The organism is Serratia sp. JSRIV006 (assembly GCF_019968685.1).
Lineage (GTDB): Bacteria > Pseudomonadota > Gammaproteobacteria > Enterobacterales > Enterobacteriaceae > Chania > Chania fonticola_B.
In genome coordinates this window covers 1,174,038-1,189,605 of record NZ_CP074137.1, presented here as the reverse complement: position 1 = coordinate 1,189,605, position 15,568 = coordinate 1,174,038, and the positions used below count along the sequence as shown (strand labels likewise).

The following is a 15,568-nucleotide window of genomic DNA, read 5'->3' as shown; positions in this document are numbered from 1 at the left end:
GAACAACAATGAAACGCAGACACCTCTGGGTACTAAACCCTTGCCTGTTGGCCATGCTCGCACCAACAGCCTGGGCAGAAGAACAAAAAAATGATGACCAACTGGTGGTTTCCGCCAGCCGCTCTCACCGCAGCGTAGCGGAAATGGCCCAGACCACCTGGGTGATCGAAGGCCAGGAAATTGAGCAGCAGGTGCAGGGCGGTAAAGAGATCAAGGATGTGCTATCGCAGCTGATCCCGGGCATGGACGTCAGCAGCCAGGGCCGTACCAACTACGGCATGAACCTGCGTGGCCGCTCGATGATGGTGATGATCGACGGCGTGCGCCTGAACTCATCGCGCAGCGACAGCCGCCAGCTAGATTCAATCGATCCGTTCAACATCGCCCATATTGAGGTGATTTCCGGGGCTACCTCGCTGTACGGCGGCGGCAGCACCGGTGGCCTGGTCAACATTGTGACCAAGAAGGGCCAGGAAGAAAAACAGGTTGAGCTGCAGCTTGGCGGTAAAACCGGCTTTAACAGCAGCAGCGATCACGATGAAAACGTGGCGGCAGCGGTCAGCGGCGGCACCGATAAGGCTTTCGGGCGCCTGTCGGTTTCCTATCAGCGTTACGGCGGCTGGTATGACGGCAAAGGCGACGAGGTGCTGATCGACAACACCCAAACCGGCCTGCAATATTCCGATCGTATTGACCTGATGGGCACCGGCACCATCAACATCGACGATCACCAGCAGTTGCAGCTGACCACGCAATATTTCAACAGTGAGTCAGACGGTAAGCACGGCCTGTATCTGGGGCAAAACTTCTCGGCGGTGACCGGCAAGGGGCAAGCCTACAACAGCGGCAATCTGGATTCGGATCGCATTCCAGGCACCGAGCGCCATCTGATCAACCTGCAATACTCCAACACCGATTTCTGGGGCCAGGATCTGGTGGCGCAGGTGTATTATCGTGATGAATCGCTGACCTTCTATCCGTTCCCGACCCTGAGTGGCGGCAAGGTAACCAGCATCGGCGCTTCGCAACAGAAAACCGACTTCTACGGCGGCAAGCTGACCCTGAACAGCAAACCGATCGATAGCCTGACGCTGACCTACGGCTTTGATGCCGACCATGAAAGCTTCAATGCCAACCAGCAGTTCTTCAATCTGGCGCAGGCCCAGCAGTCTGGCGGTATGACGCTGCAAAATGCCTACAACGTCGGCCGCTATCCGAGCTATACCACTACCAATCTGGCACCGTTCATGCAGGCCAGCTACGACATCGATCCGATGTTTACCCTGAGCGGCGGCGTGCGCTACCAGTACACCGAAAACAAGGTGGATGATTTTGTTGGCTACGCACAGCAACAAGGGATCGCCAACGGCCTGGCGACCTCTGCCGATGCCGTGCCGGGCGGTAAAACCGACTACAATAACGCGCTGTTCAACGCCGGTTTGCTGGCCCATCTGACAGAACGCCAGCAGACCTGGTTCAACTTCTCACAAGGGTTTGAGATCCCGGATCTGGCCAAGTATTACGGCTCCGGCACCTATAAGCTGGTGAATGGCCACTATCAGCTGCAAAAAAGTGTCAACGTCAATGACTCCAAGCTGGACGGCATCAAGGTTGACTCCTACGAGCTGGGCTGGCGCTACAATGGCGACAATCTGCGTACCCAGGTTGCGGCCTACTATTCCCTGTCAGACAAGACCATCACCATCAACAAAACCGACATGACCATCAACATGAATGCTGACAAACGTCGGATTTATGGCATGGAAGGCGCGGTGGACTACTTCTTCGACGACAGCGAATGGAGCACCGGTGCCACCTTCAACCTGATCAAGTCGGAAACCAAGACCGATGGCAAATGGGAGAAGTTGACCGTCGACACCGCCAGCCCGTCGAAAGCCACCGCCTACGTCAACTGGGCACCGGGTGACTGGACGGTGCGCGTGCAGTCGCAGCAGACCTTCGACGTTTCCGACAGCCAGGGCCGCAAGCTCGACGGCTATAACACCATTGACGTCCTCAGCAGCTATGCCCTGCCGGTCGGCAAGGTCAGCTTCAGCGTAGAGAACCTGTTGGACAAAGACTACACCACCGTGTGGGGCCAACGTGCGCCAATCCTGTATAGCCCAACCTACGGCGCGCCGGAGTTGTACAGCTATAAAGGCCGTGGCCGCACCTTTGGTTTGAACTACTCAGTGCTGTTCTAAGACCTCTCCGATATCACCAGGCCGAATTCCTCTATTCGGCCTGCTTCTCATCCGTACAAAGGCTGCAAGCCCCTTCAATACTAAAATCATAAATAAAAAAACATAGATATGTTCAACATCTATACACACCTGTTATTATTGCGATTTATCCTACTTGCGAATGGCAAGAATAAAATATAAGATAAAAAGTCATTAGGATTCCTCCGAATACAAAATCCGTCAGTTTCGCAGACTATTTCAACTTGACTTCACTCCGCGACTTTTAAAAGAAAAAACAAAAACAATAGGCAATAACGCCACCAAAACAGCATATTATGCTTATGCATTAAATTCCCTACAGTAATAACATTAAACATCAAAATACAACCAATAAACAGACAAAAACAAACGAAAATATCAAAAAACAGCCAATAAAAAGATTTAAATTCTTTTTATTTCGGTTATTTTTTTATTCTTATGAATTGACATTAAGTCTTCAGGCAATAATATATAAAGCCAATGTGTGGAAATGACAGTTCCAATTAACGAAGTCAGAGCCAGACAGTTTTAGCAGCGGATGCGGCGGAGTTGATAATGGATGATACGATTCAAATTAAATATGTAGCAACCCCAATCACCAAGACGAGTGAGAGTGGGTTATTGCTTTTTGGTTACATCATCAATGATGAGTATCAGGTAGATATCAAATCGGGTTCCGTAATCAAACTCTATAACACGATAGAGTACCACCAGCATGGTGACGACCGATTTACCAACTATCTAAAACTGCGTGAAACAATGCTGCGCTTACTGATATATCTATTGGCACACGCCAACTGTGGCTATGTTTCCAACCAGGAGTTACTGGTACAGGTTTGGGAGAATTATAACCTCTCCTCTTCAACCACCAGATTGACCCAAGTTATTTCCGAGCTTAGGGCGAGGTTAAGTAAAATTGGTATCGCCGATGACTTTATTAAAAGCTCGCGAGGAAAAGGATATACCTTACGTGGGGCGTCTGTAACTCCGCTGTATATAAAAAAAATATGATTTGATTGTTTATCACCGCCAAAAAAGGGAACAGTATTTTCACTGCCATAGTGAAATGACGGCTCTGTTGTTACTCCATGTAACGTTCAGAGTATTTTAAGGATAATTAACAAGGATCATATGCAATGAAAAAAACCACATTAGTAGTGGCTCTCTCACTGGCTATCGGCGGCTTTGCCGCAGTTCCGGCTTCTGCCGCCATCACCGTAGCGGGTGGTAATATCAATTTCACCGGTGAAGTCACTGACGCAACCTGCCTGATCAACGACCAGACGCCAAATGGTGCTGTCGATCTGAACGTGCCTTTGGAAACGGTCAGTGCCAGTGAATTAAGCTTTGCCGGTGCCACAGCCAAGCCTGCGCCGTTTACCATCAGACTGGGTGGCCCTTCTGATTTAAACTGCACCGACGGCAAGATTGCTTCAGTGTATTTTGAGCCAACCAGCCCGGCTATCGATAATGCGACTGGTTGGTTGAAAAATACTTCAGCAACCGATCCTGCGGCCAATGTTCAGGTACAAATTCTGAACGGCGAAACCAACAGCCCGATCAACCTGGTATCCGGCAATAACAACCATGCGCCGAAAACCATCGTCAATCAAACTGCCGAATATACCTACTTTGGCCAGTATGTTGCTGTGGGTGGCGCGGCAGGCCCAGGCCAAGTTGCCTCTACGGTTAAATACAGCATCGTTTATCAATAAAACCTGACTGAATAGGTTATGGCTCTGTTACCACAGGGCCATATTTGCCACGTCTATACTGACGAGATTGTTATGCGCTTGATTAAAAAATATTGGCTACTGCTATCGCTGTTAAGCGGATTTTTTTCCTCCTCCTTGCATGCCGGTATCGTCATATCTGGTACGCGCGTGATCTACCCAAGTGATGCCAAAGAAGTCACCCTGAAGCTGGAAAATAAAAGCCGTTTTCCGCTATTGGTTCAATCCTGGATAGATGCAGGCGATGCGAATTCAGCCCCTGAGGACAGCGATGTTCCTTTTATAATCATGCCACCGGTTTCACGAGTTGAGCCCGCCAAGACGCAAACCTTACGTATTACCTCAACGCCGTTGGTAAGCCACGCCACCGACCGCGAGACGCTATATTGGATCAACGTACTTGAAGTCCCTCCCCAGTCGAAAGGGGATCAGAATTACCTCTCCATCGCCTATCGCAACCGCCTGAAGGTATTTTACCGCCCTTCCACGTTGCCAGGGCTGTCACTGGAAACCATGGATAAGGTGAGTTGGCAACGGCAAGGGGAAAAATTGCTCGCTAAAAACCCCACGCCATACCATATCAGCTATGCCTCCGTGCAATTATCTGGCTATGGCATCGCCTCGGTAGCCGGCACTGATGGCGGCATGATCGCCCCCTTCTCTGAGCAAACCTTTCAACTAAAACGCGATAACAAGGTTATTGCGGCGCCACCAAATAGCGTAATCACCAAGGCGATTAATGACTATGGGGCTTTTATTGAAAAAACATACCCGTTAGGCCGCTGACATCACCCTTTTTCAGAAGTATTGGCTTATCTGAGTCATCAAGGATGCTATGACTAGGTGTAAACCGACAATAAAAACCGTGCTGAAGTGGTTTCTTTCATGTGCCATGGTTTCAGCCACTTCCAGCTATGCGGCAGACACGCCGGAAGAAGTGACATTCGACCCCAGTTTTTTCCCTGGCGGTAAGGTCGGAACATTCGATCCGGCCCAATTCAGCCGCAGTAACGTCGTTGTTCCTGGTATCTACACCGTGGCGATCGAGCTTAATGGCCAGCGGATCGGCAATGAAAAAATCCAGTTTAAGGCCCAGCCGGGCAATAACCTGCAAACCCTTCCCTGCTATCCGGGCAGTTTCTTCTCGTTGCTCAATTTGAGCGCAGAGAAACTGTTGGCTCAGATCCCTGCCGTGCAATTGGCGCCATTAGTGCAAGAGGGCTATTGCGGTTCACTCAGTGAACTCCTGCCCGGGGCCACCGTCAGCTTTGATATCGGCGAGCAAAAGCTGACGCTGACGATACCGCAGTTGCTACTCAACAGGACTCCGCGTGGCTATGTCAATCCCGAGCTTTGGGAGGATGGCCTAACCGCCTTGATAGTGAACTACAACGCCAACGTTTATCAGTCAAGACAGCGGGAAAACAGCAACACCTACGGCTATCTCGGGCTGCGTAACGGTCTGAACGTCGGCCCTTGGCGCGTGCGAAATAACGGCAGCGTCAATTGGTCATCGGGAAAGAGTGGCGGGGATTACAAAAGCACATCTTCCTATATCAGCCGCGATGTTACCGCGCTGCAATCTCAATTGATCCTGGGTGACGCCTTTACCAGTGGCGAACTGTTTGACGGCATACGTTTCCGAGGGGTCAGACTTTATTCTGATGACCGCATGCTACCTGACGCTCTACGTGGCTACGCCCCCGTAGTACGTGGCATAGCCAATACCAACGCCAGAGTGATCATTACTCAGAATGGTTACACGCTCTATACCACTACGGTATCTCCAGGGCCTTTCGAGATCGACGATCTCTACCCCACCAGCTATGGAGGGGAATTGACCGTACAAGTAGAAGAGGCCAATGGCCAAGTGAGATCCTTCACGGTTCCCTATGCTTCAGTGACTCAAATGTTGCGGCCAGGGATAAGCCGCTACGAAGTGGCTGCAGGTAAAGTGAATAGTGATGGGTTGGCAAACAAGCCTGAATTTGGCAGCCTGACCTACCAGTTGGGCCTGAGTAATTTCATTACCGGCTACACCGGCGCGACCGCCAGCAAAGGGTACCTTTCGGCCTTATTGGGTGGCGCTATGAACACGTTTATCGGCGCCCTCTCATTCGATGTCACCCAGGCGAAAACCCGGTTGCCCGGCCAGCACCCGCGTTCAGGGCAAAGCTATCGTATCGGCTTCAGCCAGATGTATCCAGAAACACAAACCAGCTTCTCAGTGGCCGCTTATCGTTACTCAACCGACGGTTTCCTGAGCTTGAATGACGCTGTGCAGCTGCGCGATCTGGCCCTGCGTAATGGAAATGTCGATGCCTATGGACGTCAACGCAGCCTGTTTACGCTTTCGGTCAACCAGCAACTGGGAGAAGGCTGGGGAAGCCTGTATGCCACCGGCAATCATACCTCTTACTGGAACCAGAGTCGTTCGCAACAGAGCCTACAGCTAGGCTATAGCAATTTCTGGCACAATCTCAGCTATACCCTCTCGGTCAACCGAACGCTAAGCGGGCAACTCACAGGAAATACAGAAGAGAGAACGCCGGATCGGCGGGAAACCCAATACGCGTTGACGCTCTCGTTACCGCTAGGCTCGAACCTCCATGCGCCAACGCTCAATGCTACCGGCACTACCGACGATAAGGGGAACACTGGCCTGATTGGCCTGTCGGGCAATATGGGTGAACAGAATCAGTTTAACTATGTCGTCAGCACCAGCCGTAATACCGAAGGCAATAGCAACTTTTTCAACGGTGGCATTGGCTACCGCTCAACCCTTGCCCATATGGGCGCAAACTATAGCTATGGGCAGGGAAACCGGCAGGTTTCAGCAAGCATGGATGGTGCCCTGGTGGCCCACCGTGGCGGTATCACTTTAGGGCAATCACTTGGCGAAACAGGCGGTCTGGTGCGGGCGCCTGGTGCTGAAGGCGCTCTCGTTACCAGCGCTCCGGGCGTTCAGATCGACCGTTTTGGCTATGCCATCGTCCCTTACCTGCGGCCCTATTATCTCAATCAGGTCGATATCGATCCCAAGGGCAGTTCACAGGACGTAGAGTTGCTGTCTACCCGCAATACCACGGCCCCCCGCGCCGGTGCCGTGGTCCTGCTTGATTATGAAACCAAACGCGGCAAGGTGACCTACATCAGAGCCAAGCGACCGGACGGTAGCCCACTGCCCTTCGCTGCCAACGTCTATGATGCGCAGAACAACGCCGTGGGGGTTGTCGGCCAGGCCAGCCTGGTGGTGGCTCGCGATCTCGACCTGAAAGGCGTGTTGCAAGTGAGATGGGGGGATAGTCAGGCAGAGCATTGCAGCATCCACTATTCGCTGCAGCCAAGCACCGCTGAAGACAGCAGACAGTTGATCCAAGGAGTCTGCCAATGACAAACGGCCCACACGAATTGAGAAACAACATGAAAAGAATATTCGCCTCAGCAATAGCGATATCACTGATGCTCTGCGGCGGCCTGTATGCGCAGAATGCGCTCGCAGCAAGTGCGGGTTGTGATTGGGATAGTTCCTCTGCTGTCAAAGCTCCCCTTGATACCCGGTTGACCATCGGCGGCTATGTTACCGTGGGGGAGGATCTTCCCATCGGCAGTGTCATCTATTCCCAACGTATCCAGACCAATGGCAACGGTGCCAGTCTGCTGTGCCGCGCGGGGGTTTATGATCTGGTTAACACCGTAATCAGTGCCCCCCATGGCCAATCCAGTTACCGTGACGCGACGTTTCCCACCGTGTTCAATACCAATATTTCTGGCGTCGGGGTAGCCCTGTGGCAAGGTACCCCCGATGGTAACAACGGCGCCCATCTACAGCTCCCTGGTAGGCTTACTGCCTTCTTTTCACCCAGCAGCGACAGCGTTTTCAACTTTACCGGTCAGGACGATGCCGCAGTCAGTTTTAATATTGCAATGATTAAAATCGCCGCCAACATCGGCAGCGGGACTATTAGCAGTAGCGATCTCCCTAGGTTCAAAACCTCATTCGACGGCAATGGTGAGAGCTTTGTCTATCAACAAGCGAGGATAGTGGGCGACCTGACCGCGATCCCGGCAACCTGCAACGTTGGCAACAATTATTACCTGCCGCTCGGGGAGCACTATCCTGATGAGTTCAACGGTATCGGCAGCACGGCAGGCAGCGCCGAGACTCAGATTGTGCTATCGGGTTGCCCCGCTTTCTATGGTTCAACCTCTTACGGCGTGTTCAAGCCCAATGTTATCAGCCTCAAGCTGACGCCGCGCAACGGATTTATTGATGCCGAACGCGGGATCTCGAAACTGAACACCACCGCCAGTGACGCAGCCTCAGGGGTAGGTGTCCAACTGAGCTTGAGGCAGGAAAGTGGCAACTACCAATGGGCCAAATTCAACCAGAGCATCAATCTGGCAAATTACATTACCTTCCTTGAGGACCGCGGCAGCGATTACAGCCTGGGCGTCAAGGCGACTTATGTTCAAACCTCAACCCCCATCCGGGCGGGCAGGGCAGATGCCCAAATAGAGTTTATGATCACTTACCAATAACCGGGAGTGGAGAATGAAGATAACGAATACGCAGAGAATACTGTCTCTGCTGGTGCTGATTTGCTGCGGCAACAGCGTTGAAGCCGCCTCTACTGGCATACTGAACGTTACTGGTTCCATCAAGCTCGCGACCTGTTATTTTGACAGCGTCGAGGGGCAAGAACACAAGGACTACGACTGGATGATGCCGCAGGTCTCGGCGGGGAGCCTACGCGCAGCCGGTATGACTTATGGCCGTTCGCTAGGCAGTATCCATATCGGCGGGGTGCATTGTACCAATGGCTACACGCCCTATATTACGCTGGGAAATGGGCCGACGGTCAGTTCGGATACCGGCAATCTGGTCAATACGCTGAACGGCGAGGCCGAAAACGTCGAAATCAGGCTGCTGATGAATGACAAGCCGCTGGATTTACGCACTGCCCCACGCGTTGGCTGTGCCGTTATTACCAATAACCGCAGCCAATGTGATATCGGCTATGAGTATTATGCAACCGGGCGCGCAACCCCCGGAAAAGTGAAGAGTGCGGTACTGTTTAATATCAGCTATGACTGATTTCTTCAGTGCACTAAGCAAATTGATGCCTGCGCTTGTCCGTTAGCAGGCATCCCCCCGTCTACGGCATATTTCGTCCAGAGTAAATCTCCTGCATCTCTTTACACAACAGCTTGCTGATCTCCAGTTGTCGGGCCTCGCTGAGGCTGTGCAACCTGGTACTGAACAGGTAATCATGCAAATCGAACGCTTTTAGCAACATCTTGGTATGGAAGATATTTTCCTGATAAACGTTCACATCCACCAGCTGATATAGCGACTTTATCTCTGGCGAAATGAAGTTTTGGATCGAAGTGATCTCATGATCGATGTAATGTTTCACCCCATACACATCCCGGGTAAAACCTCTGACCCGGTAATCGATCGTCACAATATCTGACTCCAACTGCTGGATCAGGTAGTTGAGGGCTTTCAGCGGCGAAATCACCCCACAGGTCGAGACGTCGATATCGGCACGAAAGGTGCAAACCCCACACCCAGGGTGACTTTCCGGGTAGGTATGAACACAGATATGGCTTTTGTCCAAATGCGCCACGACGGACTCTGGCTGGGGAAGCTTGACGCCATTTGGCTTGACCGGCTCCTCACTGGCGAGAATAGTCACGCTGGCACCTTGCGGCTCATAGTCCTGGCGGGCAACGCTCAGCACGTTGGCCCCAATCAGCGAACAGGTTTCCACCAGGATCTCGGTCAGACGGCTGGCATTATATTGCTCGTCTATATAAGCGATATAGCCGTCGCGCTCGGCTACCGTCTCGGCGTAACAAATATCGTAGATACAAAAACTCAGACTCTTGGTCAGATTATTGAATCCATGCAGCTTGAGCCTTGGCAATTGACTTCACCTCCCTTATCCCTTCACCTGCGGCCACTACCACAATGGCATACGGGCAACACATTCCGGCAGCCCGGCCTTAATCATGGTTTCATCATTTTTGACGGTGATAAACAGGCACTGCTTATCCTCACCAAACGCCAGGCTGTTGGGATGCGGAGCCATAGGTAGGGTCTGCAGCAGGCAATAGCGGGCTGTATCAAATACCGTTAGCGTGCCTTCGCCAATATCCACGCGAATTCCTTTGCGATTGGCGACGTACAGCCTTTGCCGCTCGCTATCCCATGCCAGGCCGATAGGCACTTCATCCGTTGCCATACATGCGATAACGTCGCCATTGTCGGCGTTCAGAACGAAGACCTGATGACCCGCGCTACGGGCAACATATTCACGTTCCAGATGATTGTTACGCCAATCGCTGCGGTCAATGCCCTGATCGACACCGAAGATCCGGTTTTGCTGTGGGTCATAGACCATATTAAGCAGTTGATCGACTTCAATCTCCCATTGGGAAGCAACCGCCAAGCTGTCTGGGTCCACCACAAACAGCTGACCTTGCATGTTAGAAACGAAGACGCGGCGCCCCGTTTCATCCAGCGTGATGCCCACCACGTTATAGCCGAAACCGTGAATAATCTTCTCCAGCTGACGCTTGCGGGTATCCACCACAAACAGCACGCTATCGATACCCAGCCCCAGCCCTGGCAAGAACAGGCGCTCACTACGTGGATCGAAAACCAGCTCCCGCAGCTTCCATGGGAAGCCTTCACTCACGCCAAAGCGCGCCAATTCCCGTAATAAAAAAGCCTGACGCTCGCCGACAATCCCCTCCCGTTGATACAGCTGATGGAAAGCAATCTCCTGCATCAACGCAATGGTGGCGATCGACCGATTGGTGGCAATATCCACTACGGCGACGGTGCCGTTAAACCCCTGTGAGAGGTAAAGATGCCCGCGGCGATCGTCCAGCGCCACGCCAAACCCTTTGACCTGTAACGGGATCTCCTTCTCAACGGCCAGGGTTTGCGGATTTATCCGCAGTACACGGGATTGCCGCTCATCCTCCCAATCGGGAGAGCTGACAAACAAAGCCTGCTGTGAGGCGCTATAAACCAGCTCTACCAGGGTTTTGGCCGGATAGATGCGCTGAATATCGTCCAACGGTTCCTGCTTCATAATCCCCCCCTGTTATGGCGTAGCGCATCAAGCCGTAGCGCCGGTTGACCGACGGAATCGGCCATAGCGGCAAACACCTGACGTGTCGTTTGGACGATCTGCTGGACCTGATCGCATGAATAGCGGTCAGAGCGGTAGCTCAACATGACGCGCACAGAAGGCTCGCCGTCGATTTGCTCTTCCATCACCTCAAACTGCAACCCCAGCACCGATTCTGATTTCTCAGGATCGATCTGGCGAAAGCGGATCTGCTGGCCCGCGCCCAAGCTAAACGCTCCGTTAAGCTTATTTTTGGCATGAAGCTGAATGAAGACCTCAAACATATGGCTACCGTGCGGCGCCCGATCGCCAAACAGCCCTTCTTCGACCAGATCGATCGGGATGTCGCTGAAAGGCAGTGAATCATTTATCTGCCGCTTTACGTCATCGATCAGCGCGTTCAGCGTGATACCGTCGGCAAAACCGATCCGATGGGCGACGACGGTGGTGAAGTAACCGATGGTATCGAAAAATTGCGCGTCGTTACGGCCAGATGCCGAGGTGCCAATGACCAGATCTTTCGCACCACCCAGCAGATGGAGCGCCGCAGCAATTCCGCTGTATACCACGTTAAACAGTGAGGCGCCCTGCTGTTTCGCCAGGCGGTAAAGCCCGGTGGAGACAGCGTGCTCCAACTTGAACTCAACCCAGTTGCCGGAGTGAGAAGCCGCATCGGCCTGTTGCGCTTCGCTGGCGAAAATCGACGCCCCAGACGGCGCATGGTGCAAACGTTCCAGCCAGAACTGCAGATGTCGATCGTTGACCCCGGCCTGTTGCTGTTGGATTGCGAACGCGTGGAACGGTGCCGGTGTCTGCGGCCACTCCGGTGCCGATCCGGCGGAACGGCTTGCCATCGCCAGAGCCAATTCATCCATCAGGATATTCACCGACCATTCGTCCAACACAATATGGTGGAACAAGAGCGAAACCACCTGTTGACCATTTTCCTCATCCCGCAGGAAAGTGATTCGTACCGGTAACTCATCGTCGAGCTCAAAGTGGTGGCTGGCTGCGCGCTGTAGCGCCTGATCCAGCGGCACATCCTGAGACTGCGAATGCCAGAACCATTCGTACTGAGAGAGCATCTCCGGCGGAACGATCTGCTGATAAACCTCGCCGGAAATGTCGACAAACAGGGTGCGCAAAGCCGGATGACGCAGCAAAATATCCTGGAAGGCCTGGAAGAAAAGCCCTTCATCAATCGGGTCGAGAAAGCGCAGCGCAAAGGGAATATTGAAAGCCTCGCCGCAGCCTAACGCCTGATAGATTTTCCACAATGACCGTTGTGCCAGCGATAACGGAGCCTGCGGGCTTAGCGAGGCCAAATTCTCCGCTTGCTTACCCGGCGAAGCGGCCACGTTATTAGCGATATAGGCATAGCGAGCCAGTTGAGCCGCGCTGGGGTAGCTGAAGAGATCGTTGATATTGATTTCAAGATGCTGCTGGCTCTTCAAGCGGCCAATAATTCGCGTGGCAATCAGCGAGTGCCCGCCGAAATCGAAGAAATCATCATGTTCCCCCATCGTGGGCACGGCGAGCGCCTCGCGGAAGGCTTGCAGGATATGTTGCCGTATTGCCGCATCAGATCCCTGCGTGACAGGGGAATCCACCTCCCTCGCCAAGACCTCCACCGAGGTCTGCCGAGCGGAACAATCTGGCAGCGGCAATTGCTCCATAATGAATGGCTCAGATGAGGGCGAGGCAACTTGTTGCTGGTACAGTGCACTGACCTTTTGCGGTATATCCTGCCACTCCAGTGATGCTGACAGAATGTGATGCACCACCATCCCCAGCATGCCGCCCCTGTCGCCGGAAAACAGCATAAAGCGCAGCGGCGGAGCCTGCTCCAGGTCAAAAGGTATCGCTTTGGCGCTTAACAGGGCGTCAATAGCTTCCTGGGGATGGCGGATCGTTTGGATGGTCACCGCAGGCGGTGAACATGGATTGTTGCTGCGCATCAGCCCGTTCTCACCATAAACGTAACGGACGTTGATACCTGGCAACTGCCGTTGGGCTTGTTCCAGTGCGTTGACCAAGCGGCCATAATCCACTGCACCGGTTAACTGCCAGGCCCACACCTGTTGGCCTTCCCCATGTAGCTGTTGCTGGTGTTCGAACCAGGCCTGCTGCTCAAACTCGCTGGCAGCATCTTCTTCAGCGCTGAACTCGCTAAAACTAGTGTTCACATTTTCCTCCCAGGCAAAAAACTGCTGCACCTTTGATTGGCGATAGATGGCCTTAGAAATCCAGTTGGACGACGGCGCCAACCAGGCGTGGCCGCTGAATAACCGCGGTAGAAACGTCGTTATTCATCACCATGACGCGTTTATCAGAATCAAACAGGTTTTGTGCAAACACGCTGACGCGCCCCTGCTTGAAGGTGTAAGCCAACTGCATATTGGCAATCACTCTGGAAGGGATTTTCCCGCGTGGATCGTTGTCGTACTGGGAATAATAGGTATCGGAAAGCGTCACATTACCGCTTAACTCCAACCCCGGCATAAGATTATATTTCGCCCCCATATTGGCGGTGACAGCCGGAGCGCGCGGTAATTCATGACCATCGATTCTGCTGTCGGAGAATTTCTTGATTTTGGTTTTTAATAACCCTACTGAGCTATTCAGCTCAAAATTCCCCGTCGGTTTCCAGATAGCCCCAAGTTCAGCGCCATAGGTTTCGACCTTATCTGCATTGCGGATCATCATTGAGTTCATAGTGGAATCCAGATAATACGGCAGTTGCATGTCTTTATAGTCGTTATAAAACAGGTTGGTGATCACCTCGAGATCAAGATCTTCAATGCCATGGCGGCTATACAGCTCATAGTTCCAGACATATTCAGGATCGTAGGTATAGTTGATCAAGGGGGCGGAAAACGTCATCCCAGCACCGCCGCCGTTATAGCCGCGAGCCACCTTGGCACCAAAGGTTTGCCGCGATGAAGGCTTCCACGCAACATCCAGCTTGGGCAGGAACACATCCCAGGTTTCATCAAAATCGACCTTACGCGCCTTGCCACCCTTACGTTGACGGTGCTCTCTTTCCACCCGGCTGGCGGCGGTAATATCGATATGTGGCAACACGGCCCAGGTCAATTCGCCAAAGGCGGCGTAGGTATCTGTTTTATCCTTGAACGGGCTACCGCCAGGGAAAAGATTCACAAACTCATCCTGCGACGCATGGAAGTAACGCGCACCCACCAGGCCACGCCAACGATCGTTTGGTGTGCCGAAAAGCACCAGCGGCTCCATTTGGAACTCTTTACCTTCAATGTCGGCCCACGGCAGCGCTTCTGCGGTACGGCGATGGTTACTGAAATCGGTATAAATAAACTTGTTCTGGACGCTTAACTGCTCCGACGGTTCCCAGGCAATATCCCAAATGCCACTGGTGGATTGGGTCTCAACGACTGGGCGACGCCGGTCAAAACGGGAACTGGCGTGGTTGGCCGGGCTTAGTGCTTCATTCTGCGGTGCCTGGCTTTCATAGTGATTTATCGACAGTTTAGTGGTGAGATCGCGTAGCCCGGCAGGGTTATACAACAGCTTCCCACGGATGTTGGTCACTTCGATTTCGCGCGGGTTACCCACCGGCTCGTAGGAAATCAGATCGACAAAACTCTCCCGCCGCTGGCGGTCGGCACTCAGGCGAAACGCCAATTGGTCCTCAACAATCGGCCCCGATAGCATGGCAGAGGCCTGGGTAGAATCCTGATTTCCGCCCCCGGCCCTGACCGCCGAAGTCCAGTCAAACGTCGGATCCTTGCTGCTCATCACCACCGCACCGGCAATCGCATTACGCCCCTGAATGTAGTTTTGCGGCCCCCGGTATACTTCGACCCGTTGCATATCCCACAGGGATTGCGGCCCGACGGCCAGTTCGTTGTAGGTCAGGGAACGCCCATCGAGCGAGAGGTTCATGCGTGGCCGGGTACCGCTGAGGAAAGCGTTGGCCCCCGTGGCGGGCCCTGAGCCATCAATACCGCGAATGGTGGGAATATCGTTACCAATGCCCGTATCCAGGACGTTGGCCGTCATTTTTAATAAATCGGATACCTGCGTTGCACCGGGCAGTGAATCGATCCGTGCATCGTCAAACACCTCAATACTGGATCCGGTATCGTAAATAGTGCGTCTTACCTTTTCCCCGGTAACAATAATGGTTTCAGGCTCATTATTCTCATTGCGTATTGGGGCATCATCGGCAGCAATAGCATCCGCTGCGGCGAAAACACATAACCCCAGAATAACGGAGGGCATATGATATTTTTCAGAAATGCGTTGGGGCCCATTACATAATGAAATCGGGCGTTTTTTATAACCCTTTAGTTCGCTCATTGATATCTCCTTTGCCAAATGCACACTGAATTATTAGTTTTTCAACTGAGCGACAAAGAACACACTGCTTAATAACTGGTCTTTACGACCTTATGATTAGTTTTCCACTTAATAACTGCGTGTAATA

General features: G+C 52.7%; 11 protein-coding genes. 7 read left to right on the top strand and 4 right to left on the bottom strand.

Features of this window, described 5'->3' with window-relative positions:
- Positions 1 to 8: 8 nt before the first annotated feature.
- The 7 genes from KGP16_RS05340 (at position 9) to KGP16_RS05310 (ending at position 9,053) form a co-directional block, all read left to right on the top strand.
- Positions 9 to 2,204: a TonB-dependent siderophore receptor gene (locus KGP16_RS05340; RefSeq protein WP_166734218.1), complete on the top strand. Its 2,196-nt coding sequence runs from the start codon at positions 9 to 11 to the stop codon at positions 2,202 to 2,204.
- Positions 2,205 to 2,777: 573 nt separating this feature from the next.
- Positions 2,778 to 3,233, top strand: a complete 456-nt coding sequence (locus tag KGP16_RS05335) for a helix-turn-helix domain-containing protein (RefSeq protein WP_051363696.1) — start codon at positions 2,778 to 2,780, stop codon at positions 3,231 to 3,233.
- A 125-nt stretch (positions 3,234 to 3,358) separates the two neighbouring features.
- Positions 3,359 to 3,937, top strand: coding sequence for a fimbrial protein (locus tag KGP16_RS05330; protein WP_094983013.1), 579 nt, complete (start codon positions 3,359 to 3,361; stop codon positions 3,935 to 3,937).
- Positions 3,938 to 3,955: 18 nt separating this feature from the next.
- Positions 3,956 to 4,741: a molecular chaperone gene (locus tag KGP16_RS05325; protein ID WP_094983012.1), complete on the top strand. Its 786-nt coding sequence runs from the start codon at positions 3,956 to 3,958 to the stop codon at positions 4,739 to 4,741.
- 49 nt (positions 4,742 to 4,790) lie between these two features.
- Complete coding sequence (locus KGP16_RS05320; protein WP_094983011.1) at positions 4,791 to 7,349, top strand: fimbria/pilus outer membrane usher protein; 2,559 nt, start codon at positions 4,791 to 4,793, stop codon at positions 7,347 to 7,349.
- A 29-nt stretch (positions 7,350 to 7,378) separates the two neighbouring features.
- Positions 7,379 to 8,497 (top strand): fimbrial protein, encoded by a 1,119-nt coding sequence (locus KGP16_RS05315; RefSeq protein WP_223500921.1) that lies wholly within the window; start codon positions 7,379 to 7,381, stop codon positions 8,495 to 8,497.
- A 13-nt stretch (positions 8,498 to 8,510) separates the two neighbouring features.
- Positions 8,511 to 9,053 carry a fimbrial protein gene (locus KGP16_RS05310; protein WP_209528233.1) on the top strand — a complete coding sequence of 181 codons (543 nt, stop codon included), beginning with the start codon at positions 8,511 to 8,513 and terminating at the stop codon, positions 9,051 to 9,053.
- A gap of 61 nt (positions 9,054 to 9,114) precedes the next feature.
- On the opposite strand, the gene speD is transcribed toward KGP16_RS05310, so the two are convergent.
- The 4 genes from speD to KGP16_RS05290 are packed head-to-tail and all read right to left on the bottom strand — an operon-like array spanning position 9,115 to position 15,363.
- Entirely contained in the window at positions 9,115 to 9,888 is a 774-nt protein-coding gene (gene speD, locus KGP16_RS05305) for an adenosylmethionine decarboxylase (RefSeq protein WP_094983009.1), read from the bottom strand.
- 36 nt (positions 9,889 to 9,924) lie between these two features.
- Positions 9,925 to 11,064 carry a YncE family protein gene (locus KGP16_RS05300; RefSeq protein ID WP_223500919.1) on the bottom strand — a complete coding sequence of 380 codons (1,140 nt, stop codon included), beginning with the start codon at positions 11,062 to 11,064 and terminating at the stop codon, positions 9,925 to 9,927.
- Complete coding sequence (locus KGP16_RS05295; protein WP_223500918.1) at positions 11,061 to 13,289, bottom strand: condensation domain-containing protein; 2,229 nt, start codon at positions 13,287 to 13,289, stop codon at positions 11,061 to 11,063. The genes KGP16_RS05300 and KGP16_RS05295 overlap by 4 nt, the downstream gene beginning before the upstream one ends.
- Positions 13,290 to 13,341: 52 nt before the next feature.
- Positions 13,342 to 15,363, bottom strand: a complete 2,022-nt coding sequence (locus tag KGP16_RS05290; protein WP_371822706.1) for a TonB-dependent receptor — start codon at positions 15,361 to 15,363, stop codon at positions 13,342 to 13,344.
- Positions 15,364 to 15,568 lie beyond the last annotated feature (205 nt).